The following is a 22,389-nucleotide window of genomic DNA, read 5'->3' as shown; positions in this document are numbered from 1 at the left end:
TTTCCCATCACGTAAGTGAGTAAGATCCCTAGAAGATGACTAGGTAGATAGGTCAGAGATGGAAGCATGGCGACATGTGGAGTTGACTGATACTAATCGATCGAGGACTTAACCACAAATGAACAACTGGTCGATATTCGGCTTTCTTGACATCAATTCTTTATCTAGTTTTGAAGGAACAACCCTTCAATTAAATATTCGTCTGGTGACTATGGCGAAGAGGTCACACCCGTTCCCATGCCGAACACGGAAGTTAAGCTCTTCAGCGCCAATGGTAGTTGGGGGATCTCCCCCTGTGAGAGTAGGACGTCGCCAGGCGAAAAATTTATTTTTCAATAACACTATCTTTATGAAGCTACATATAGTAGTATAGAGAGTGACATTAATATCGTCGCGGGGTGGAGCACGACCGAATAATCTTCGGAGCGTACACATCAGCGCACCGACTGAGCAATAGCTTTCTTAAGCTAACTGAAGTCGGGGTGGTTCAATCGAAATCACCATGGGTGTCATTCACATGATTCAATTATTTTATCGTCGCGGGGTGGAGCAGTTCGGTAGCTCGTCGGGCTCATAACCCGAAGGTCGCAGGTTCAAATCCTGTCCCCGCAATACCATTTTTGACTTTTTTAATAAGAGGTTAATCCTAATTCTTGATGAGTCACGCATGGAAAGTTATTTTGACTATCGTCAAAAAACTCTGGTCCGGTAGTTCAGTTGGTTAGAATGCCTGCCTGTCACGCAGGAGGTCGCGGGTTCGAGTCCCGTCCGGACCGCCAGATTTGTTTATTCAAACGAAACTATGTTTCGTTTTTTTTATTGTCTATTTACCGCAGCCTTTACTCTCATACCCGAAAAGGGGTAAACTACATATATACATTCTCCCTTAGGCTTTCAAACGATCCTAAGGGTTTTTTATACCTAAATGACGATTGAGGAGATTAACATGAATCAGTTTGAAATTATAACCAACAGTCCAGAGGAGACTTTGGTGTTTGCTGAACAATTGGCTGCACACTTAAAGCCTGGTACTGTGTTAACATTAGAAGGTGATCTTGGAGCAGGAAAGACGACGTTTACCAAGGGATTGGCTAAAGGACTTGGTGTTTCAAAGACCGTCAACAGTCCCACTTTCACCATCATTAAGGAATATAGAGGTCGTTTGCCTCTTTACCATATGGATGTGTACAGGTTGGGTGATTCCTTTGAAGACTTAGGATTCGAGGAATACTTTGAAGGAGAAGGCGTGACCGTCGTTGAGTGGGCTCACTTAATTAAAGATCAACTTCCGGAAGAGTTATTAAGCTTATCGATTTACAGGGAAGGGGATTCAGCGAGAAGAATTGTGTTGAAGCCTTATGGAGAAAGATATAGCGAATTGTGTAAGGAGATTGTGTCATGACGATATTATCCATTGATACTTCTAATTATCCTTTAGGCGTTGCGCTTATTGAAGAGGATAAGGTGATTGGGGAGTACATTACTTATATGAAGAAGAACCACTCTGTAAGGGCGATGCCCGCTATCGAGCAATTGTTAAAGGATTGCGAGATCAAGGCAAAGGACTTAACGAAGATTGTTGTAGCCAACGGCCCTGGTTCTTACACAGGTGTCCGGATAGGGGTTACGTTAGCCAAGACGCTTGCATGGTCATTGAATATACCACTCATTCCCGTATCAAGTCTTGCGACGCTCGCTTCTTCGGGACGATATTTTCCAGGGTATATCGTTCCATTGTTCGATGCAAGAAGAGGACAGGTATATACAGGGCTATATGAGTTTCAGAGAGATCAATTAGTATGTGTCGAGGAAGATTGTAACATTCTGTTGGAAGATTGGGTGACGAAGTTAAAGGATTGCAGGAAAGATATTTTATTTGTAGGAAACGATATAAGCATTCACGAAAGCGTCATTAAAGCTGTACTTGGAGACCAAGCGAAAATGGCTCCGTTTGTCAGTCATAATCCTCGACCGTCGGAGCTTGCGTTTATAGGACATGGCCTTAAGGAGACTTCTGCCCATGAAGTACTTCCTAATTATATAAGAATGGCTGAAGCAGAAGTGAAATGGCTTGAGTCGCAAAAAAAATCCTAATAGAGATAAAGGATTGTTAGAATATGAACATACGATTTATGACAGTTGAAGATTTAGATGCTGTAATGGATATTGAAAATCAATCTTTTAGCATCCCTTGGAGTCGAGACGCTTTCTTGAATGAAATTGAACATAACCACTTATCCACCTATCTGGTTGCGGAAGATGAAGAACAGGTTGTTGGTTATTGCGGAGTGTGGCTGGTTGTGGATGAGGCTCATATCACCAATGTAGCCGTACTCCCTGATTATCGGGGACGCGGCATGGGAGAAGGCCTCATGCGCAAGATCATGGGTATAGCGAGTGAATTTGGAGCTCGTGTGATGACACTCGAAGTTCGAGTGTCCAATGCTGCTGCACAGCATGTATATCGAAAACTCGGATTTCAAGATGGTGGGATTCGTAAGCGTTATTATTCAGATAACCAAGAAGATGCTTTAGTAATGTGGGTGAATTTATGAAAAAAGATACATTTGTACTCGGAATTGAGACAAGCTGTGATGAAACGGCTGTTGCCATTATAAAAAATGGGACTGAGATAGTGACGAATATCGTTTCGTCACAGATTGAAAGTCATAAGCGATTCGGTGGCGTCGTACCTGAAATTGCTTCCCGTCATCATGTAGAACAGGTGACGTTTGTGCTTGAAGAGGCACTGGAGCAAGCCCGTATGACCATGGACGATATCGATTGTGTGGCTGTAACAGAAGGACCCGGTTTAGTGGGGGCCCTGTTGATTGGTGTCAATGCGGCAAAGGCACTTGCATTTGCTCACAACAAACCTTTAGTTGGAGTCCATCATATTGCGGGTCATATTTATGCGAATCGATTAGTGGAAGAAATGAGGTTCCCTTTACTTTCATTGGTCGTTTCAGGAGGGCATACCGAGCTTGTGTTCATGAAAGAGCACGGCTCGTTCCAAGTTATTGGGGAAACCCGGGACGATGCAGCTGGAGAAGCCTATGATAAGGTGGCAAGGACATTGAGTCTTCCTTATCCAGGCGGCCCCCATATCGATCGCCTGGCCGAAGAGGGAGAACCAAACCTTGATTTACCCCGGTCATGGCTAGAAGAGGGTTCCTATGATTTCAGCTTTAGTGGATTGAAATCAGCCGTTATTAACACGTTGCACAATGCGAAGCAAAAAGGACTAACCATTCATCCACAGGACCTGGCAGCGAGCTTTCAGGCAAGTGTAATCGATGTGTTAGTGACCAAAACCGTCAAGGCTGTGAATGAGTATGGAGTTGAGCAAGTATTAGTGGCTGGAGGAGTAGCGGCCAATAAGGGGCTCCGTGCTGCTCTACAGGAAGCGTTTGAAAGCGTGGACGCGGAATTGATTATCCCTCCATTAGCTCTGTGTACTGATAACGCAGCCATGATCGCAGCCGCTGGGACGGTGTTATACGAACAAGGAAAAAGAGGAAGAATGGATATGAATGCAAATCCTGGTCTTGATATTGAGAATTTCTAAAAGAGGAAGCTTAAACGTGGAGAGCGTTTAAGCTTTTTTCTGTGTTCGGAGACCCAGGTTCCCATAGTTCTGTTGATATCTTGTGAATAATGTAGTGTTCGGTGTTGACTCGTGGCGATAAAAAAATGACGAACATACGTTTTATCAACAGACTGTGGATAAAATGTTAGTAACTTATCAATTGATGTGTACACTATGTGAAAAACCTTTGTGATATACACGCTCTATTATAGGTTTTGTTGTGGATAACTTAGGTTAAGGTTGTGGATTATGTGGAAAACATGTGTGAATAACGTTTAAAAGGGATTTTGGTTGTGGATAAACATGTGGAATAAAAAAGGACTAGGGATGATTGTTATCCCCAGTCCTGTGGATTATTGTTCTTCTTGAAGAAGCTCTTCAAGTTCTGTCCATTCTTCTAATAAAAAATCTAGTTCTTCTTTTGCTTTGGTGAGTGAATCATTGAGGTCCTGGACCTTTTCATGGTCTTGAAAGATTTCAGGGTCACAGAGTAGATTCTCTTTATCCTGAATGTCACTTTCAAGAGATTCCATGAGGCCTTCAATTTCTTCCACTCTGCGTTTTCGTTGACGCTCAATCTTCTTTGCTTCTTTATCGATCTTGTGAGACTGTTTTTGGGTCGTCCCTTGTGTTGCTACTTGTTCTCCTTGCTCCATGCGCTCGAGTGCTGCAAGCTCTTCCTGCTGCTGTAACTTCTCCACGTAGTAATCGTAATCGCCAAGGTATTCAGTCGAGCCCTTTTTGGATAGTTCTACAACCTTGGTAGCAATGCGATTGATGAAATAACGATCATGTGAAACAAAGAGAATTGTTCCAGGGTAGTCAATCAGGGCATTCTCCAATACTTCTTTGCTGTCTAAATCCAGATGGTTCGTTGGCTCATCGAGGATCAGGACATTCCCCTTTTCCATCATAAGCTTGGATAGGGCGAGTCGGGCTTTCTCTCCACCACTTAGTGTTGAAACAATCTTCAAGACATCTTCGCCTGAGAATAAGAAGTTACCGAGAACGGTTCGAATTTCCTTCTCCATTTTCATGGGATACTCATCCCAGAGCTCATTTAATACAGTCTTATTAGAAGAAAGTTCGGCTTGTTCTTGATCATAGTAACTGATGGAAACATTTGCTCCGAATTTAAACGCTCCATCAAGTGGGAGAAGTTTATTCACCAATGTCTTTAATAGCGTCGATTTGCCAATTCCATTAGGACCTACAAGGGCGATGCTGTCCCCCTTTTTCATAGAGAAGTCAATACGGGAAGAAATCTGTTCGTCTTGTTTATATCCGATGGTCAGATCCTGTACGTGCAGGACATCATTCCCGCTTGGACGATCGATTTGGAATGCGAAGGTGGCAGACTTCTCATCACCCAATGGTTTGTCCATCATGTCCATTCGCTCTAATTTTTTCCGGCGACTTTGTGCCATCTTGGTCGTTGAGGCACGGGCGATATTCCGTTGAACGAAGTCTTCAAGTTTCGCTACTTCCTGCTGCTGACGCTCAAACATCTTAAGGTCTTTCTCGTAGTCTACTGCTTTCTGTTCAAGGTATTTACTGTAGTTCCCGAGATACTTCTTGCTTCGATTCCGTGAAATCTCATACACTTGATTGACGACGCTATCTAAGAAATAGCGGTCATGAGAAACGATCAGGACGGCACCTTCATAGCTTTGGAGGTATGTTTCCAGCCACGATAAGGTTTCAATATCGAGATGGTTGGTCGGCTCATCCAGGATGAGGATGTCAGGCTTGGTTAATAGAAGCTTACCAAGAGCCAGACGGGTTTTCTGCCCCCCGCTTAATGTGGAGATCTTAGTTTCATAATCGAAGTCAGCGAAATTCAATCCATGGAGCACAGAACGAATATCGGCTTCATATTGGTAGCCTCCAGAATCTTTGAAGGTTACTTGAAGCTCATCATATTCCTTTAATACCCGTTGATATAGATCTTCTTGTTCGTAAACAGAAGGATCTGCCATCTGTTTCTCAAGGCTTCGTAACTGTTTTTCCTGGGATTGCAATTCAGAGAATACGGTCAGCATTTCGGACCAAATCGACAAATCTGATTCCAAACCTGTGTTTTGTGCGAGGTACCCGATCGTAACCCCTTTTGGTTTCGTGATCTCTCCAGAATCATAGGAGAGGTTACCTGCAATTATTTTTAAAAGAGTCGACTTCCCTGCTCCGTTGCGGCCAACGAGAGCAACACGATCTCTTGTCTGTATTTCCAGTTTAATATTTGATAGGATATTATCGGCACCAAAGTTTTTCGTTAGTTGATTCACTTGTAGTAGAATCATGACGTCTCACCTCTATTTCATAGTGCTAGTGTACCGTATTTGGGAGGGGAACGGCAATAAGACGACTGTTAATCTTCGTACACTTAGGATAAAATATAGTGTATGATGAGTAAGAGAATGTACAAATTCTGTCCGCTTTTTATTTTGGAAGCGGTATCAGAGGTTTTGAATAGATGTGGGGGAATACAATATGAACCAGGATACAACGAAAATTCCACAGGCAACGGCTAAGCGCCTTCCTTTATATTATCGCTTTATTAAGAACCTGTACTCATCGGGTAAGCAGAGGGTTTCATCGAAGGAATTGAGTGAAGCGGTAAAGGTCGATTCTGCAACGATTCGCAGAGACTTTTCTTATTTCGGTGCGCTAGGGAAAAAGGGGTACGGCTATAATGTCAATTATCTTCTATCCTTCTTCCGTAAGACATTGGATCAGGATGCCCTTACAAAGGTTGTACTAATCGGGGTAGGGAATCTCGGTACAGCGTTTCTTCATTATAATTTTATCAAAAATAATAATACGAAAATCGAAATGGCCTTTGAAGTGGATGAAGAGAAGGTCGGGACTCAAATCAGTGATGTACCCGTTTTTCATTTGAATGATTTAGAAGAGAGTCTTGTAGGGCATGATATTGAAGTGGCCATTCTGACGGTTCCGGCATCTTCTGCTCAAAATATCACAGACCGATTGGTTTCTTCGAATATTAAAGGGATCCTGAACTTCACCCCTGCGAGATTGACGGTACCGGACCGTATCCGCGTCCATCATATCGACCTGGCTGTTGAACTTCAGTCGCTTGTTTACTTCTTAAAGCATTATTCAGAGGATGACACGGAAATGTCACAAGATGGAATGATAACTGAATAGAAAATCTTTCATATTTACGTTATGATAGAATGGTAAAAGAGGAGGTGTCTCATTATGTTAGGTGCAGGTAGTATCGTACTAATCACAGTCGTTGCTTTACTGATCTTCGGACCAAAGAAATTGCCTGAGTTAGGGAAAGCCGCTGGAAATACATTACGTGAATTCAAAAATGCAACAAAGGGCTTAGCAGACGATGAGGACGATAATAGCAAAAAAGCTAAGTAGGGTAGGATGAACGCCATGAGTCAAAGCCAAAGAGACATGACAGTCTATGAACATATAGGAGAATTGCAAAAACGACTCATGTTTGTAGTCGTTTTCTTCTTGTTAGCGGTAATTGTAAGTTTCTTTCTTGCAGAGCCGTTAATTAGATATTTGCAACACGCCGATGAAGCGAAAGAGTTAACGATGAACGCCTTTCGAATCACAGACCCTCTCAAAATCTATATGGAAATGATCATGTTCCTTGCGATCATCATGACTTCACCCATTATTCTATTCCAAGTGTGGTCGTTCGTAAGTCCAGGCTTATATGAGAAAGAGAGAAAGGTGACGCTTAGTTACATTCCTATTTCTCTTATGCTGTTCCTGGGTGGATTGTCATTTTCATATTTTATTTTGTTTCCATACGTTGTGAAATTCATGATGGGATTATCAACCAATCTGAATATCCAGCAAGTGATTGGAATTAATGAATACTTTCATTTTCTATTTCAAATTACAATCCCATTCGGTTTCCTGTTTCAGCTGCCAGTCATCATGTTATTCCTGACCCGTTTGGGAATCGTGACGCCGATGCTTCTGAGTCAGATGAGGAAAGTAGCTTACTTTATCTTGTTGGTCGTCGCGGCTTTCATTACACCGCCTGATATCGTATCCCATATGATGGTGACGGTTCCTTTACTGCTTCTTTATGAAATCAGTATTTGGATATCCAAGGTCGGGTACAAAAAGGTGTTAGAAGCGGAGCAAAAGCTTGAAATGGAACAGTTTGAGGATATAAATAAGGATTGATCAAATGATCAATCCTTATTTTTTGTTCTTTACTTGTTTTTTGATTTTGAAATGCAGCATGATCATCCGTAACCCGGAACCAAAATCCAGGGTCGCCAGAAAGATGAGCATATACGTGAAAAATCCCCAACCTTCATCATTCTGTACGTTTTGTACAGCAAAGTATGTGAAGAGTACACCGAGAAGGAGATAGATCACTCCTGAGACTAATGGTGATCTCCTCATAGAAATAATCCTCCAATAAATCCTTGTATTTTTTCAGCTTCATTCATCATTTTTTCAATGTCATCCTTATAAATAGATTGCATTAGAACGACGGTTGTATTCATGGTAACGTGAGCAAATATTGGTACTAAGATCCGCTTCGTTCTTACATAAAGAAAAGCGAAGGTAAAGCCCATGGCAGAATACAGGATCACATGCTCAGGCTCGAAGTGGGCAAGAGCGAAGATCACAGAACTGATCAGAGCAGCGAAGAAGAAGTGCATCTTCTCATAAAGAACACCAAAAATGATCTTCCTGAATACAATCTCTTCTAATATAGGGCCGATAATCGCAGCGACGAGCATGGATAACGGTACCTTTTCAATGATTCCGATGATCATTTGTGTATTTTCCGATCCCATCTTGATTCCGAGCGCATACTCGACTTGGATGGCGATAGATTGAGCCAGGAACGCCATAAAGATCCCGACGATCGCCCAAAGAATCGAGCCTCCTGCATTCATGGGAGAGGTCCGTTCAAGTCGCGTGCTTGATTCACTCTTCCTGAGAATGCCCCAGACGACGAGCAGGGTTAACGTAAAGCTAATGACGAGCCAGTATCCCGGAACCACATTCCCTACTGTCTCTTTTGGCTGTCCGAGGACGTCGACACCAATCTTATATAACAGGGGTATCCCGACAATGCTTGAAAGTTGCATAACGATATAGGTAATTAAAATAAATCCGAAATGTTTTTTCAACGTTTGATCTCCTTTAGCACCTGTAAGATGAGGAACAACTATGTTTCGTCTTGAACTTACTCTTGTACAATTCTACTAAGAAAAGAAGAACTGTTCAAATCTAAGGGTTTGTTTCATCCTGGAATATATGGGGAGAGAAGGGCATAGTATAGGAGGGCGTGAAAAAAAAGAGAAAATTGACGAAAAAAATTTCAAGCAGGACTCTTGCAAAATGAAAACGAATTAATTAATATAATAGTTGTGTTAGCACTCACAGTGTTCGAGTGCTAATAAATATCATTTACATAATTCAAGGAGGTTGTTTCACTTGTTAAAACCACTAGGTGATCGCGTCGTTATCGAGCTAGTTGAGTCAGAAGAAAAAACAGCAAGCGGTATTGTGCTACCGGATTCCGCAAAGGAAAAGCCACAAGAAGGTAAAGTGATGGCTGTAGGTACTGGTCGCATTCTTGACAACGGTGAGCGCGTTGCTCTTGAGGTAGCTGTCGGCGATCGTATCATTTTCTCTAAATACGCTGGTACAGAAGTGAAATACCAAGGCACAGAATACTTGATCCTTCGAGATAGCGATATTCTGGCTGTAGTTGGCGAATAATTAATTACCGTATATAAACAATACTTTATTTAAATAAGAGGAGGACTTTATCAATGGCTAAAGATATTAAATTCAGCGAAGAAGCACGCCGTTCCATGCTTCGCGGTGTCGATCAATTAGCAAATGCAGTAAAAGTAACTCTTGGACCAAAAGGACGTAACGTGGTACTTGAGAAAAAATTCGGTTCACCACTTATTACAAATGATGGTGTAACGATTGCAAAAGAAATCGAACTTGAAGATGCATTCGAAAACATGGGTGCAAAACTGGTTGCTGAAGTTGCAAGCAAAACAAATGAAATCGCCGGTGACGGTACAACGACTGCAACGGTTCTTGCTCAAGCGATGATCCGTGAAGGTCTTAAAAACGTAACAGCTGGTGCAAACCCTGTTGGCGTTCGTAAAGGAATCGAAAAAGCAGTTCAAGCTGCCATCGAAGAATTGAAATTGATTTCTAAGCCAATCGAAGGCAAAGAATCCATCGCTCAAGTAGCGGCAATCTCAGCTGCTGACGAAGAAGTAGGTCAACTGATCGCGGAAGCTATGGAGCGCGTTGGGAACGACGGCGTTATCACAATCGAAGAATCAAAAGGTTTCACAACAGAACTTGATGTTGTTGAAGGAATGCAATTCGACCGTGGATATGCATCTCCTTACATGGTTACTGATTCTGATAAGATGGAAGCAGTTCTTGAAAATCCATACATCTTAATCACTGACAAGAAAATCGGAAACATCCAGGAAGTACTTCCTGTACTTGAGCAAGTCGTACAACAAGGTAAGCCACTATTAATGGTAGCTGAAGATGTTGAAGGTGAAGCTCTTGCAACGCTTGTTGTGAACAAACTTCGCGGAACATTCAACGCTGTTGCTGTTAAAGCTCCTGGCTTCGGTGACCGTCGTAAAGCAATGCTTGAAGACTTAGCTGTACTTACTGGTGGAGAAGTGATCACAGAAGATCTAGGCTTAGACCTTAAATCTGCGAATATCACTCAACTTGGCCGCGCTGCGAAAGTAGTTGTAACGAAAGAAAACACAACTGTCGTAGAAGGCTCTGGACAACCAGAAAAAATCGCAGCTCGCGTAAATCAAATCCGTGCTCAATTAGAAGAATCTACTTCTGAATTCGACAAGGAAAAATTACAAGAGCGCCTTGCTAAGCTTGCAGGTGGAGTAGCAGTCGTGAAAGTTGGAGCTGCAACTGAAACTGAGCTTAAAGAGCGTAAACTTCGTATCGAAGACGCCTTGAACTCTACTCGTGCAGCAGTAGAAGAAGGTATCGTATCCGGTGGTGGTACGGCACTTGTTAACGTCTACAACAAAGTAGCATCAATCGAAGCGGATGCAGATGTAGCAACGGGTATCAACATCGTGCTACGCGCTCTTGAAGAGCCGATCCGTCAAATCGCTCACAACGCAGGCCTTGAAGGTTCTATTATCGTAGAACGTCTGAAGAAGGAAGCGGTAGGTGTAGGATTCAACGCAGCTACTGGTGAGTGGGTCAACATGATCGAAAAAGGTATCGTGGATCCTACCAAAGTAACTCGTTCTGCACTTCAAAACGCAGCGTCTGTAGCAGCAATGTTCTTAACTACTGAAGCAGTAGTAGCGGACATTCCTGAAGAAGGCGGCGGCGGTATGCCAGATATGTCTGGTATGGGCGGCATGGGTGGAATGGGCGGCATGATGTAATCTGTCCCCATCCCCTGAAGCAATTCAGATTAAAGAGGTCATTCCTTCGGGAGTGTCCTCTTTTTTTTACATAGTTTGAATAATATCTCACCAAAAGAGAGTTGAAACGTTTATCACCTGACGAAATAGGTAAAAAGTATTATACGAGAGACATCCGAAATGAATCTTTTTACGTATGCTACATGCGACGTTTAGTCCAATATTAAAATCAGCAGGTGATAAAATGAATTACACAACGATGAGATTAAGAAGTCTAGTGGAAAGAATTATTGATGGAGATGAGTTTGCAAAAGCGGAGTTTGAGCGAAGATGGGAGATTCCTTGGGAACAGGTGGGGACTGTACCGATTTGCAGAGAAGAGAAGTGCCTGCAAGACTGAATGGTTCTACCCTCAATCTCTATGATAAAGTAAGGGGGAGAACAGTTCAGAAAGAGGGTTACCGATGACAAATACACTTTATTATCAAAACGCCTATATGAAAACCTTTCAAACATCCATACAGGACCAAGGGCAAGATGAGGCGGGCTGGTACGTACTATTGGAGGAAACGGCCTTTTATCCAACAGGCGGTGGCCAGCCTCATGATACCGGGACAATAAATAGCAAAAGGGTTATCAAAGTTGAAGAAGTGAACGGAGAAATCCGCCATTACATAGAAGAGCCGTTTGAAGATCTTTCAGGAGTCTTTGAGGGACGGATCGATTGGGATCGCCGATTCGACCATATGCAGCAGCACGCAGGTCAGCATATTTTATCTGCCGCATTTGAGGAAGCCTTACATTATGAAACAATCAGCTTTCACTTAGGGAAAGAAATCTTGACCATCGACTTACAGGTGAGCGACCTGAAAGAGGCAGATGCGATGAAGGCAGAGAGACTGGCCAACAGGGTCATACAAGAAGCACGGCCGATCGAGACGAAATGGATTACGGAAGCGGAGTTGTCCGACTATCCACTGCGAAAGCAGCCCTCCGTCACCGACCAAATTCGCCTGGTTATCATCCCGGACTTTGATTACAACGGATGCGGCGGAACACATCCACGTTCAACGAGTGAGGTCGGAGCGATTAAGATTCTCGATTGGGAGAAGCATAAGGGACATATACGACTTCAGTTTGTATGCGGGGATCGGGTACTCGATCAACTGCACCGAAAGCATGAACTCTTAAGAGAAATGACCAGCTGTTTGCAGGCGCCGGAAGAAACCATGATCCCGACCGTCGAGAGACTGCTGACAAAGCAAAAAGAACAAGAGAAAGCATTGGAAGGGTTGAAAGAAATCACTTTAACTTATGAAGCAGAAGGATTACTAGGGAAGGGATCCCCTCAAGAAGACTACGTGCTTATCCAAGCAGCATACTCTGACAGACCGATCCAGGAGCTTCAAAAAATCGCACAGCATATTGTCTCTAAGAGAGACGAAATGATTGTGCTACTGGTTGTACAAAATGATCAAAAACTCCAGCTTGTAGCAGCGAAGGGCTCAACCCCGAGCGTCAATTTAAGAGAGGTGGCGCAAAAGGTCTTTCCGTTGATTAATGGAAAAGGCGGCGGAAAGGAATCGTTCGTTCAAGGTGGGGGAGAAGCGGTGATGAGTAAAGAAAAGCTTCTTGAAACATTGATCCATCAACTATAGAAAAGAGGAAAGAGCCATCCGGCATTGCCCGGGTGGCTCTTTTGGTTATACCGTAATATCTGAATTTGGAATATTCAATCAGAGTGAAAATTGAGGCAGACGTCACACTTCATTCACAAATGATTCCAATTACCTACCAATTTTAATACTTGTAATAAAACACCTAATAATTACCATCATCACCTTGGAATCCACGGTTGAAAAATAAGAAGTAAACCTTTTGGAGTTCTACAAAATACCTATTTCCAGCTATAGGAAAATAGACGGTGTAGGTCAAAAATAACAGTCAAAATTCGACAAAATCCTTGTCCGATTGACGTTTACCGCTACCAGTGATAATTATAATATAGAAAAAAAGTATCAAGAATTTACAAATTATAAGTTTTAAACATGAAATTAGTGGTAAATAAGGATAGAATTAATTCCATTTTCTTCAAACATCATACGAACGAATCATTTTGGGGGAAATGTGACATTGTTTTGTCTTTTGGTTCGTAGATACAACTAGAAGTGGGGGATGAATAAAGAACCTAATCTTTGATTTGTAATAGTAAGTTAATTGAAAATTCATTAACCATAATAATCAAACTTTGTAATGGAGTGACACTGGAAATGATTGAGTCCAAAAAAAGGGCATTTATATTTTTGTTTTTAGCATTTCTTTTAGCAGTAGGTGCTGGCTACTTGGTTTATGACAAGGTAAAGGATCTGAATTCTGAGTTAGGTGGAATGACAAAGGTTTATGTGGCGAAAAGTGACATTCCTTCAAGAACACCGATAAAGGAAAGTCAGCTAGATGTAATGGAGATACCGAATAAGTTCGTTACAAAATCACATGTTACAGGAAAGCTCCAATTAGAGAATCGAGTATCGGTGGTTCCGCTTAAAGCGGGTGACATTATCACTGAGAATATGATCAAACCTGTCTCAAACTTAAATAACGAAAATAACAGGCTAGTTGCCATTTACCGAAATGACAAAGTTCAATTCGATCAAGTAATTGAAGCATTGGATAGAATCGATATCATCGTCTCAACTGAGGTGAACGGGGAAAGAAAAACCCAGCTATTCATGAAAGATGTTCCGGTTTCGTATGCTGAAGGGGATGAAAAGAATTTTGCTGGAGTTGCGGTAGAGGTACCGGAAGAAAAGGCCCCCGAATTGATACATATGCAAAATTATGCGGAGCATATACGAATCTTAAAAGCCAATGTAGGAAAAATCGAGGGTCCTCCAGCGGATCAGGAAAAAACTAAAGAAGCAGTTGAAACCGAAAAGAAAGAAAAGGCTGCAGAAACAACAGATGAGAAGCCGGCAGATCAAAAGCCTGCTGATCAAAACAAACCAAAAGAATCAAATCAAGGAGACGCATCAAATGGAAAAGAATCTTGATATTCTACTAGTTAGTGAAGATGACGTAGTTACGAATCAAGTCTTGAACACCCTTGATCAAGAGGATAGTAGGGTGTCTGTCATATCTGCAGAAGATGCAGTAAGGGAAGTCAATAGACAAACAAGGGATATTATCGTTTTTGTACAGTCAAATAATGATAATTCAGTCGAGCTCATCCAATATATAAAATCAGTTAACCCTTCTACTTATATCATTTTTTTAGCAAGAGATTCAGATTTTACTATTTTACGAAATATCTCAAAAGCAGGTGCGGAGGATTTCTTCGTATTGCCTGATGAAATGTCATTGTTCCTTAGTAGGTTCCCAACTATTAAGAAGAATTATGAAATGAAAAAGAGCAGTCGAGAAGAAAGTACCGTGGTCTTTGGGAAGGGACGAGGTCAAATCTATTCCTTCTATAGCGGGAAGGGAGGAAGTGGGAAATCCATCATTTCCTCTACATTCGCGCAAACACTCAAGCTTGAATCGGCAGCAGAAGTCATTCTCATTGATTTTAATTTACAGTATGGCGGAATCGAAACGATGATGTCGATTGAAACGAATCGATCTATAGCGGATTTGACACCAGTTATTGAAGAGTTGAATGAGAGCCATGTAAGGAATGTTTCTCAAACCGAAACTCATTCGCAATTGGAGATATTAGTGAGTCCGTGTGATGCAGAAGTAGGGGAGACATTAGATGAACAATTCATCGCCAAGCTTCTTAGAACGTGTAGAAGATCCTTTGATTACGTCATCATGGATTTACCATCAGACATCAATAATTTAATCGTGACTGCAATGGAAGAGTCAGACAAAATTTACTACGTTCTCTACCCGGAAACTTCATCACTGAAAGTCCTGAAGCATTATGAGGAATTATGTACACGCTTGGGAATAGATCTTCAATCTCGTTTGGAAATCGTTCTTAATGAGATTTCCAAAGAAAACGAACTGCAGCAAGGTGATTTAAAGAACATTCTTAGATTTCCAATATCGGCTTCCATAAGAAGAGATCTTAAAGGACTGCAAACTTATATAAATAAGGGCGAGCCCGTGAGGAAGTCCCCTAAGGAAAAAAGGTTGATTCCTTTTGCTAAGGATGTTAGAAAATTCACCATGGCAGTTCTGAAATAGGAGGGTATAAAGATTGTCGTCCCTATTCGATAAACGAAAAGAAAAAATGAAGAAAAATCGGCCGACAACATATGAATATGAAAACCATTTAGTTGACGACCTAGTTGAACACTATAAAGCTAGATTGCTTAGAGATACGAATCTTGAAGCCCTTACCCAACTCACTCAAGGTGAAATGAGATTAAAAATTGAACAATTGGTATCTCAATTCATGTCAGAGGAAAGAGTGATTATTTCACGACATGATAAAGAGCTATTGATCTCCCGAATTCTTGATGAAGCGGTTGGATTTGGTCCGTTGGAGCCACTAATCAATGATGAGACAGTGACGGAAATCCTTATTAATGGGTATGAAGAAATTTATGTTGAAAGATTAGGTAAGTTAGAAGTTAGCAATATTAAGTTCCGTGATGATGAGCATGTACGGCATGTGGTGGATCGAATCGTTGCTCCATTAGGAAGGCGAATTGATGAAAGCTCACCAATGGTAGACGCCAGACTTCCTGATGGGAGCCGTGTGAATGCGGTTATCTCACCTATTAGCCTAAACGGGACTCTCGTGTCAATCCGGAAGTTTAGAGCTGAACCATTTAAAATGGATGATCTTTTAAGCTTCAATTCATTGAACTCACATATGGCCCATTTTCTAGAGGCAGTTGTAAAATCTAAACTCAACACTCTGATTTCAGGTGGTACAGGGTCTGGGAAAACGACCATATTGAATGTTATTGCTGCATCCATTCCTTATGGTGAAAGGGTCATTACGATAGAGGACTCAGCAGAACTCAGACTTGATCGACCTAACGTTGTCGGTATGGAAGCGAGACCTGAAAATGTTGAAGGCCGAGGAGAGGTAACGATTCGTAATCTGGTGAAAAACGCTTTGCGTATGAGACCTGACCGCATCATCGTTGGGGAGGTTCGTAGTGGAGAAGCTTTTGATATGCTTCAAGCCATGAATACGGGTCATGAAGGTTCTATCACGACAGTGCATGCCAATTCACCTGAAGATGCATTAAGGCGTGTAGAAGCTATGGTTGTAATGGCAGGAATGGATCTCCCATCCCATATTGTTAGGGAATATATTGTAGGTGCCTTGGATATTATCATTCAAGCAACACGATTGACTGATGGTACAAGGAAGATCATCTCCATATCGGAAGTTATAAAACACTCTGATGGTCGTCATGAAATGAAAGAAATCTTTACATTTAAAAGAACGGGCATGAAAAAAGATGGCTCCATAGAAGGTCATTATACGGCCACAGGATATGTACCTAAGTGCCTGGAACGACTGAAGGTGTTTGGAAATAACATTTCCGAATCCGCATTCACACCTGTTTTTGAGGAGGTGAGCACTTGATATCGGCTGCCATAGCGACTCTCTCGGCTCTTCTATTCATTATTTCAATAAGTTTCTATTTGGATTATCGAAAGGAAAAAAGAGAATGGAAGAAGCAAGTAAACGATTTTTATAGTAATGGAGAAAAAAGAAAAAGCTATATCGTCCTCTTAGGAGATAAGTTTGATCGAACAGAAACGGCGAAACCTATTTTTGAGAAACTAAGAGAGTCAAACATTCCCCTTACTCCGTCGGAATATTTTGGTGCACAGTTTGTTGCATTTATGGGAATCGTCATTATGCTGAAGAATTTTTTCAGTCTAAGCTTTTTAATCAGTATCTTTGTGTCTCTCCTTTTCTTGGAAGGGGGAAAAAGACTCCTTTTTCTATTAAGAAAGAACAAACTGAAACAACGCCTCGCTGAACAATTACCTGAAATTTGCCGCCTGCTTGCAAATGCAACCCGATCCGGGATGACGTTAAATCAGGGAGTCCAGCTTGTGGCACAGGAAGTGAATGAACCAGCTAAAGGAGAATTCAAACGGTTAGCTCAGGAAATTTCATTGGGGATTGATTTTAATACAGCAATCCGATCGATGGAGAAGCGCATTGAGAATCGTGAATTCAAATTATTCGTAGCTACAATTCTCATTCAGAAAAAAGCAGGAGGTAATCTATTCTCTGTTCTGGAAGAGATGGGTCAAACGCTGGAAGAACGAAAGATTTTAATGCAAGAAATTAAAACAATGACAGCAGAACAACGATATGTTGCCTATATCGTTCCGGTCATTCCAATTTTCCTGGTTCTGATGATGAACAATATTATAGACGGCTTCCTTGACCCTTTGTTTACGGGGCTTGGTGTCATCCTGTTATTACTATTCATAGGTGGTACTTTATTAACTTTTATCCTCGTTAAAAAAGTAACCAATATTAGGGTGTGAGGCGATGGATGGATTAATTGTCATATTTCTAGTGCTAACCTTATTGTTCATGGGGTTAAGCCTGAGAAGTTTTTACACATATATCATTTATAAAAATGATCTAAAAAAGGAAATAGAGGACAAGACTTATATTTATAATTCCTTTGAAAAGAAGATCACGAGAAAAGAAAAGATACTCAGTAAATTATTTGAATATGCAGATGATTTTTCCGGGATTGGACAAAGGGTTAACTTCTTTAGCGAAGATCACGACATACAGAAATTGTTGATTAAAGCAGGACATCCTTATGGACTAACGGTTCAACGATTTCAAGGATTAAAGATGTTCTTCCTTGTAATTGGATTTATTGTAGGCGGGATTTGCTTCCTCTTGAGGCTACCATTCTCTCAGATTGCCGTAATTCTCTATCCACTGGCAGGTTATGGAGGGGCTATTCTATGGTTAAATGGAAAAGCAAAAAAACGCCAAGAAGACTTATCTTTTCAGCTACCAGACTTTCTTGACACCATGAGCGTCACCCTCCAAGCAGGGGTAGGGCTGGATCAAGCCTTAAGGGATATTGTACCCTACTTTGAAGGACCCATCAGAGAAGAGTTCGGCCGTTTTATCCAGGAGTTAAGTGTAGGTGTTCCCAGGGGGGAAGCGTATAACACCTTGTTAGAACGAAACGATAGTAGAGAATTTCAATTACTCTTAAAGTCATTGATACAGGGTGAAAGACTAGGGGTTCCAATTTCTAAAACATTTAAGCTGCAAGCAGGAGAAATGAGGAAAATCAAGAAAGAAATGATCAAAGAGAAGGCTGCTAAAGCCTCTCCTAAAGTAACACTGATTACCACATTTCTAGTTTTACCATCTGCACTAATCCTAATTGGCGGCTTGATGATTATAAATATGTTTAGTGAAAACCGAAACATTTTACAAATGTTTCAGTAAATAAAAATTAAAACCAACTTTAAGGAGAGAAAAAAACATGATGAACAAACTAACAGAACTATACGTGAAATTTACTACACCGGTGAAAAATGAAAAAGGTGCTCAATCGTTAGAATGGTTAGGATTGGCGGCTTTACTAATTTTAGTATTGGGTATTGTATCGACTGCGGTAAGTGATAGTAAGGGAAGTATTACAAGTATCATTACTAGTATCTTCGAGAAAATTTCCAACATGGTAGGCTAAAAATGAAGGGAGGCAGAAAAGTGAGATATTTAAAAATAATGCTGCCTATCTTAATAGGATTGTCGATTTTGATAATGGGTTGCGGAAATGGGAACAAAGAGAATCAAACTACTCAAAAAAACACTTCCCAAAAGGTAGATGATGATAATAATCCATCTAAAAAAGAAACCTCTACTACTTCTTCAAATGAAGAAGTAGAGGTTTCTCCATTACCATCAACATATCAAGAATTAGAAGATTTGCCTGCCGGGAAAGATTCCGAGAGAATTCCAACCTTAACTGAAGAAGACAAGGATAAAGCTGCTGAAAGATTCAAGGATTTACCTGATATTCAGAATAATCCGTCCAAGAAGAAATTGGATTATTTTTATCAGGAATTGTTAAAGAGAGTTCAAAGGGATTTTAAAGGTCCTGAAAACTTAATCAAACAAATGAAGTTTCAGTCTTTCGGGGATCCCGAAATAGAAGATACCAGGTATCAATTTAAAGAGAATCTAAATGTAGAAATCATACTGGATGCCTCTGGAAGTATGGCACAGGATGTTGGCGGCACTACAAAGATGGACGCTGCAAAAGAAGAGATTAAGAAGTTCGTTGAAAGCTTGCCTGAGGGGACCAAAATTGGACTTAGGGTATACGGGCACAAGGGCAGTAATGCAGATTCAGACAAGGAGCTATCTTGTAATAGTTCAGAAATGATTTATTCAATCGAGCCTTTAGAAGATTCTAAATTTCAATCTGCTTTAGAACAAGTTCAACCTACTGGCTGGACACCAATAACGCTTGCACTTAATGAGGCAAAAAGGGATCTATCTACATTTAAAAGTGAGAACAATACTAATATTGTGTATCTGGTTAGCGATGGAATAGAAACATGTGACCAAGACCCCGTAGCGGCTGCTAAAGAGCTGTATGATTCTAATGTAAAACCAATTATTAATGTTATTGGATTTAATGTGGATGCAGATGGTCAAAGACAGTTGAAGGATATCGCTGACGCCACTGAGGGTATTTATGAGAATGTTGAAGACCAAGCAAGTTTAAAATCGGAGCTTGAGAAGATACAAGACGTTGCTGAAGCTTGGGAAAAGTGGAAGAGCAAAGGTAAGCAGTCTATAGAGCTTAAAGAGGTGCAAAATAGCTTGGATATATTCGGATATATCACACAAGAAAAAGTAAAGGTAACAACTGAAAGAAATCAAATAAACTCATTCTTATTCATTCTCTCTAAGAATGGGGATATGGATAAAGAATCAAGTACATACCTCACTGAGAAAAACAAAGAGTATCATGAGTGGATATACGGAGAAGTTGAGAAGTTTGAAAAAGAATTAAGAGCTATAAACGAAAAAAGTTACAAAGAAGCCATGAAAGCATTAGAGCAGAAGTACAACATTAATACTCAATAAAACTGGGGTGAGAATGTGTTGAATATAACCAGGGTTTTCAGCCTGATGTTAACTTTCACGATATTGTTTTGGAATGTATTTCCTGTAGTGAGTATGGCCGCCGGTACATTTATAACCCCAGGAGAATCATTCAAACCAGGTCAAGCAATCACTCCAGGTGAAGCAATAAGCGGTGGTGAATTCCTTGTTCCTGGTGACGTGTTCAAGCCAGGTCAAGCGATCAAGCCCGAGGAGTCATATAATGGAGGTCAAGTTTCAAATTCGGGAAAACCGATTTTAGAAAATTTCCCTCTAAACAACGGTACTTTCATTATTCCGAACGCTCCACCACCGGTTCCGAACTTTGTATTCGGAGGAGAGAGTTTTACTACTGGTGGACCGATTACTCCGGGAACTCATCCTGACTCAGGTAAATCTATTGAAGGAGGATCTGGAGATGGCACCGGAGATGCCGTTGAAGGAGGATCTGGAGATGGCACCGGAGATGCCGTTGAAGGAGGATCTGGAGATGGCACCGGAGATGCCATTGAAGGAGGATCTGGAGATGGTACTGGAGATACCATTGAAGGAGGATCTGGAGATGGCACCGGAGATACCATTGAAGGAGGATCTGGAGACGGCACCGGAGATACCATTGAAGGAGGATCTGGAGACGGCACCGGAGATACCATTGAAGGAGGATCTGGAGATGGCACTGGAGATACCGTTGAAGGAGGATCTGGAGACGGAACTGGAGGTACCATTGAAGGTGGTTCCGGGGATGGCAATGGTGGAAAAAATTCAATTAATAATGCTCCTCCATCTTTATTAAACTTATGGGTAAAGAGTTCAGATGGCGAGAGGGGACTGATTGGTAACCTTATTGGGGGACTAAAAGACGTCAAAACATATATATTAGGTTTCGGAGACAAAATGGCACAAGCAGGCGTCTCCTACTATGCAGGTTTTAAATTTAAAGATTTAGGAAACGGCAATTACTCAATTTACGGTGATGAGAAAATTAATAATAAAATTGGTCAATGGTTTTACGAAAGATATAAAAGTTATAAGATTGATGACAAAGACGCCTTTTTCGGACCGAAATCACGCCATGTAGGGCAGGCAAAAATTAATGATTTCTTAGATAGTAAATCATTAAAAGGTAAGGCAGGGTTTTGGAGGAATATGGGTAAAAATACTATGAAATCACTTAAGGAGTCATGGGTACCATTTTCTAAGAGCTTTTGGAAGCCTAGTAATATGTTAAAACTTGGTGGTCCAGTAAACGTTGCATTATCTTCATTTAATTCAATATATGATTATGGATTCGGAGATGATGCCTCAAAGAGAGGAAAAGGTTTGGCAAGTACGGATTTTGCAGCAACCTTAACTACTGATGTTGCAATTGGTATAGGTTCTACAGCTATTGGTAGCATAGCCTCTAGTGCGGCTACTGGAGCTTTAGTAGGTTCTACTGTCCCAGTTGTAGGGACTGCAATAGGAGCTGTGGTTGGACTTGGAGCAGGCTTATTAACTACCTACGCCATTAATGGCACTGCGACCGGTAGGCGTATTAAAGCTGGAGCGACAAAAGCAATTAAAGGGGCTTATGATTGGGGTGTGGATAAGGCGAAAAGTGGATACGATTTTGTCAAAACAAATACAAAAACATTAAGTAAAGGTATGGGTTGGACCTTGAAAAAGATAGGTGGTTTATTTGGATAACAAAAATGTTAAATTCAAAGAGAGTAGAATTTTTCAAACATCTTTTTTGTTAGTATTAATGGGTTCTTTGTGTAGTGTAGTACCTGATGGTAATTGGACATTATTTAGTATGAATATGGGTATAGCTGGTATTTGTAGTGTTGTTTTTTACTTGCTATGGCGACGAAATCGTCGCCATAGCAAGCGATATTTTTCATTATTATCATACTTTATGCTAGTAGCGTTAGCGGTGTATTTTGCTATACCTTTATTTAGAGTTTTTATTGGGAGTTTTATTTTTTGGACTGCTTTGCTAGTAATCTTAGTCATGGCGATATTACCTTATTTTTACTCTGAAAATATAATTATAGGAGTGCAAAATCCCACCAAGACGACTTTGGGGAAAATTTACTCTATAACTATTCCCCTTATCATACTATTTGGGACGTTACTGTTTTTTAACGCTAATTTAAGTGGTAATCCACAAGCGTTACCGATATCCGTTTTTCTCTACTTCGGAGCTATTTTCTTTTTATTTATAGCACCAATATTGTTAATAACACCTGAAAGAGTGGAGGAATTGAATAGAAAATAAGGAGAGGAAGACATGTTTAATATAAAAGGCCTAATCCAATCAATTG

General features: G+C 40.9%; 23 protein-coding genes, 2 tRNA genes and 2 rRNA genes. 24 read left to right on the top strand and 3 right to left on the bottom strand.

The genetic code is table 11. The features are described from left to right. The 8 genes from FGG79_RS20930 to tsaD form a co-directional block, all read left to right on the top strand. Positions 1 to 116, top strand: a 23S ribosomal RNA gene (locus FGG79_RS20930); the annotation flags it as partial. Positions 117 to 201: 85 nt separating this feature from the next. Beyond that, positions 202 to 318, top strand: a 5S ribosomal RNA gene (rrf, locus tag FGG79_RS20925). A 220-nt stretch (positions 319 to 538) separates the two neighbouring features. Continuing rightward, positions 539 to 612, top strand: a tRNA-Met gene (locus tag FGG79_RS20920). 90 nt (positions 613 to 702) lie between these two features. Further along, positions 703 to 779, top strand: a tRNA-Asp gene (locus FGG79_RS20915). Positions 780 to 946: 167 nt separating this feature from the next. Continuing rightward, on the top strand, positions 947 to 1,402 hold the full coding sequence (gene tsaE, locus FGG79_RS20910; RefSeq protein WP_138781874.1) for a tRNA (adenosine(37)-N6)-threonylcarbamoyltransferase complex ATPase subunit type 1 TsaE: 456 nt from the start codon (positions 947 to 949) through the stop codon (positions 1,400 to 1,402). Further along, positions 1,399 to 2,094 carry a tRNA (adenosine(37)-N6)-threonylcarbamoyltransferase complex dimerization subunit type 1 TsaB gene (gene tsaB, locus FGG79_RS20905; RefSeq protein ID WP_138781872.1) on the top strand — a complete coding sequence of 232 codons (696 nt, stop codon included), beginning with the start codon at positions 1,399 to 1,401 and terminating at the stop codon, positions 2,092 to 2,094. Before tsaE ends, tsaB begins: the two co-directional genes overlap by 4 nt. A gap of 23 nt (positions 2,095 to 2,117) precedes the next feature. Continuing rightward, on the top strand, positions 2,118 to 2,555 hold the full coding sequence (rimI, locus tag FGG79_RS20900; RefSeq protein WP_240794350.1) for a ribosomal protein S18-alanine N-acetyltransferase: 438 nt from the start codon (positions 2,118 to 2,120) through the stop codon (positions 2,553 to 2,555). After that, a complete protein-coding gene (gene tsaD, locus FGG79_RS20895) occupies positions 2,552 to 3,568 on the top strand; it encodes a tRNA (adenosine(37)-N6)-threonylcarbamoyltransferase complex transferase subunit TsaD (protein ID WP_138781870.1) in 1,017 nt (338 codons plus the stop codon). The genes rimI and tsaD overlap by 4 nt, the downstream gene beginning before the upstream one ends. Positions 3,569 to 3,942: 374 nt before the next feature. On the opposite strand, the gene FGG79_RS20890 is transcribed toward tsaD, so the two are convergent. Beyond that, positions 3,943 to 5,889, bottom strand: a complete 1,947-nt coding sequence (locus FGG79_RS20890; protein ID WP_138781868.1) for an ABC-F family ATP-binding cassette domain-containing protein — start codon at positions 5,887 to 5,889, stop codon at positions 3,943 to 3,945. Between the two features lie 190 nt (positions 5,890 to 6,079). Here FGG79_RS20890 and FGG79_RS20885 point away from each other — a divergent pair, with 190 nt between their 5' ends. The 3 genes from FGG79_RS20885 to tatC are packed head-to-tail and all read left to right on the top strand — an operon-like array spanning position 6,080 to position 7,771. Next, on the top strand, positions 6,080 to 6,757 hold the full coding sequence (locus FGG79_RS20885) for a redox-sensing transcriptional repressor Rex (RefSeq protein ID WP_138781866.1): 678 nt from the start codon (positions 6,080 to 6,082) through the stop codon (positions 6,755 to 6,757). A 54-nt stretch (positions 6,758 to 6,811) separates the two neighbouring features. Continuing rightward, the gene (locus FGG79_RS20880) at positions 6,812 to 6,982 is read left to right on the top strand and encodes a twin-arginine translocase TatA/TatE family subunit (protein WP_044340658.1); all 171 of its coding nucleotides are present in this window, start codon (positions 6,812 to 6,814) and stop codon (positions 6,980 to 6,982) included. A 15-nt stretch (positions 6,983 to 6,997) separates the two neighbouring features. Further along, positions 6,998 to 7,771, top strand: a complete 774-nt coding sequence (tatC, locus tag FGG79_RS20875) for a twin-arginine translocase subunit TatC (protein ID WP_138781864.1) — start codon at positions 6,998 to 7,000, stop codon at positions 7,769 to 7,771. 15 nt (positions 7,772 to 7,786) lie between these two features. On the opposite strand, the gene FGG79_RS20870 is transcribed toward tatC, so the two are convergent. Further along, positions 7,787 to 7,996, bottom strand: a complete 210-nt coding sequence (locus FGG79_RS20870; protein WP_138781863.1) for a YdiK family protein — start codon at positions 7,994 to 7,996, stop codon at positions 7,787 to 7,789. Continuing rightward, on the bottom strand, positions 7,993 to 8,736 hold the full coding sequence (locus tag FGG79_RS20865) for a CPBP family intramembrane glutamic endopeptidase (protein WP_138781861.1): 744 nt from the start codon (positions 8,734 to 8,736) through the stop codon (positions 7,993 to 7,995). Before FGG79_RS20865 ends, FGG79_RS20870 begins: the two co-directional genes overlap by 4 nt. 307 nt (positions 8,737 to 9,043) lie before the next feature. Between FGG79_RS20865 and groES the strand changes: the two genes are divergently transcribed. From groES to FGG79_RS20805, 13 genes are all read left to right on the top strand, one after another. Further along, positions 9,044 to 9,331, top strand: a complete 288-nt coding sequence (gene groES / locus FGG79_RS20860) for a co-chaperone GroES (RefSeq protein WP_034766060.1) — start codon at positions 9,044 to 9,046, stop codon at positions 9,329 to 9,331. Positions 9,332 to 9,384: 53 nt separating this feature from the next. After that, positions 9,385 to 11,022, top strand: coding sequence for a chaperonin GroEL (gene groL, locus FGG79_RS20855; protein WP_138781859.1), 1,638 nt, complete (start codon positions 9,385 to 9,387; stop codon positions 11,020 to 11,022). A gap of 223 nt (positions 11,023 to 11,245) precedes the next feature. Next, positions 11,246 to 11,401, top strand: coding sequence for a hypothetical protein (locus FGG79_RS21960; protein WP_171051031.1), 156 nt, complete (start codon positions 11,246 to 11,248; stop codon positions 11,399 to 11,401). A 64-nt stretch (positions 11,402 to 11,465) separates the two neighbouring features. After that, entirely contained in the window at positions 11,466 to 12,659 is a 1,194-nt protein-coding gene (locus FGG79_RS20850) for an alanyl-tRNA editing protein (RefSeq protein ID WP_138781857.1), read from the top strand. Between the two features lie 612 nt (positions 12,660 to 13,271). Further along, entirely contained in the window at positions 13,272 to 14,051 is a 780-nt protein-coding gene (locus tag FGG79_RS20845) for a flagella basal body P-ring formation protein FlgA (protein WP_138781855.1), read from the top strand. After that, positions 14,035 to 15,189: a CpaE/TadZ family protein gene (locus FGG79_RS20840; RefSeq protein ID WP_138781853.1), complete on the top strand. Its 1,155-nt coding sequence runs from the start codon at positions 14,035 to 14,037 to the stop codon at positions 15,187 to 15,189. The genes FGG79_RS20845 and FGG79_RS20840 overlap by 17 nt, the downstream gene beginning before the upstream one ends. 13 nt (positions 15,190 to 15,202) lie before the next feature. After that, positions 15,203 to 16,552: a TadA family conjugal transfer-associated ATPase gene (locus FGG79_RS20835; protein ID WP_138781852.1), complete on the top strand. Its 1,350-nt coding sequence runs from the start codon at positions 15,203 to 15,205 to the stop codon at positions 16,550 to 16,552. Next, on the top strand, positions 16,549 to 17,475 hold the full coding sequence (locus FGG79_RS20830) for a type II secretion system F family protein (protein ID WP_138781850.1): 927 nt from the start codon (positions 16,549 to 16,551) through the stop codon (positions 17,473 to 17,475). The genes FGG79_RS20835 and FGG79_RS20830 overlap by 4 nt, the downstream gene beginning before the upstream one ends. A 4-nt stretch (positions 17,476 to 17,479) precedes the next feature. Continuing rightward, entirely contained in the window at positions 17,480 to 18,412 is a 933-nt protein-coding gene (locus tag FGG79_RS20825) for a type II secretion system F family protein (protein ID WP_138781848.1), read from the top strand. A 37-nt stretch (positions 18,413 to 18,449) separates the two neighbouring features. Continuing rightward, on the top strand, positions 18,450 to 18,656 hold the full coding sequence (locus FGG79_RS20820) for a hypothetical protein (protein WP_138781846.1): 207 nt from the start codon (positions 18,450 to 18,452) through the stop codon (positions 18,654 to 18,656). Between the two features lie 20 nt (positions 18,657 to 18,676). Beyond that, positions 18,677 to 20,065, top strand: a complete 1,389-nt coding sequence (locus FGG79_RS20815) for a vWA domain-containing protein (RefSeq protein ID WP_240794349.1) — start codon at positions 18,677 to 18,679, stop codon at positions 20,063 to 20,065. Positions 20,066 to 20,080: 15 nt separating this feature from the next. Continuing rightward, the gene (locus FGG79_RS20810) at positions 20,081 to 21,769 is read left to right on the top strand and encodes a hypothetical protein (RefSeq protein WP_138781844.1); all 1,689 of its coding nucleotides are present in this window, start codon (positions 20,081 to 20,083) and stop codon (positions 21,767 to 21,769) included. Beyond that, the gene (locus FGG79_RS20805; protein ID WP_138781842.1) at positions 21,762 to 22,343 is read left to right on the top strand and encodes a hypothetical protein; all 582 of its coding nucleotides are present in this window, start codon (positions 21,762 to 21,764) and stop codon (positions 22,341 to 22,343) included. Before FGG79_RS20810 ends, FGG79_RS20805 begins: the two co-directional genes overlap by 8 nt. The last annotated feature ends 46 nt before the right edge of the window (positions 22,344 to 22,389 follow it).

The organism is Bacillus sp. BHET2, assembly GCF_005938125.1.
In the GTDB taxonomy this organism is placed as follows: Bacteria; Bacillota; Bacilli; order Bacillales; family Bacillaceae_B; genus Rossellomorea.
This window is presented reverse-complemented; position numbering and strand designations above follow the sequence as displayed.

What these genes read in the sequence shown, in the direction of transcription:
- FGG79_RS20885 (WP_138781866.1), top strand. Translation starts at nt 6,080, where the DNA reads ATGAACCAGGATACAACGAAAATTCCACAGGCAACGGCTAAGCGCCTT.
- FGG79_RS20880 (WP_044340658.1), top strand. Translation starts at nt 6,812, where the DNA reads ATGTTAGGTGCAGGTAGTATCGTACTAATCACAGTCGTTGCTTTACTG.
- FGG79_RS20820 (WP_138781846.1), top strand. Translation starts at nt 18,450, where the DNA reads ATGATGAACAAACTAACAGAACTATACGTGAAATTTACTACACCGGTG.
- FGG79_RS20850 (WP_138781857.1), top strand. Translation starts at nt 11,466, where the DNA reads ATGACAAATACACTTTATTATCAAAACGCCTATATGAAAACCTTTCAA.
- FGG79_RS20870 (WP_138781863.1), bottom strand. Translation starts at nt 7,996, where the DNA reads ATGAGGAGATCACCATTAGTCTCAGGAGTGATCTATCTCCTTCTCGGT.
- FGG79_RS20845 (WP_138781855.1), top strand. Translation starts at nt 13,272, where the DNA reads ATGATTGAGTCCAAAAAAAGGGCATTTATATTTTTGTTTTTAGCATTT.
- FGG79_RS20890 (WP_138781868.1), bottom strand. Translation starts at nt 5,889, where the DNA reads ATGATTCTACTACAAGTGAATCAACTAACGAAAAACTTTGGTGCCGAT.
- FGG79_RS21960 (WP_171051031.1), top strand. Translation starts at nt 11,246, where the DNA reads ATGAATTACACAACGATGAGATTAAGAAGTCTAGTGGAAAGAATTATT.
- tsaB (WP_138781872.1), top strand. Translation starts at nt 1,399, where the DNA reads ATGACGATATTATCCATTGATACTTCTAATTATCCTTTAGGCGTTGCG.
- rimI (WP_240794350.1), top strand. Translation starts at nt 2,118, where the DNA reads ATGAACATACGATTTATGACAGTTGAAGATTTAGATGCTGTAATGGAT.
- tsaE (WP_138781874.1), top strand. Translation starts at nt 947, where the DNA reads ATGAATCAGTTTGAAATTATAACCAACAGTCCAGAGGAGACTTTGGTG.
- groL (WP_138781859.1), top strand. Translation starts at nt 9,385, where the DNA reads ATGGCTAAAGATATTAAATTCAGCGAAGAAGCACGCCGTTCCATGCTT.
- tsaD (WP_138781870.1), top strand. Translation starts at nt 2,552, where the DNA reads ATGAAAAAAGATACATTTGTACTCGGAATTGAGACAAGCTGTGATGAA.
- tatC (WP_138781864.1), top strand. Translation starts at nt 6,998, where the DNA reads ATGAGTCAAAGCCAAAGAGACATGACAGTCTATGAACATATAGGAGAA.
- FGG79_RS20840 (WP_138781853.1), top strand. Translation starts at nt 14,035, where the DNA reads ATGGAAAAGAATCTTGATATTCTACTAGTTAGTGAAGATGACGTAGTT.
- FGG79_RS20825 (WP_138781848.1), top strand. Translation starts at nt 17,480, where the DNA reads ATGGATGGATTAATTGTCATATTTCTAGTGCTAACCTTATTGTTCATG.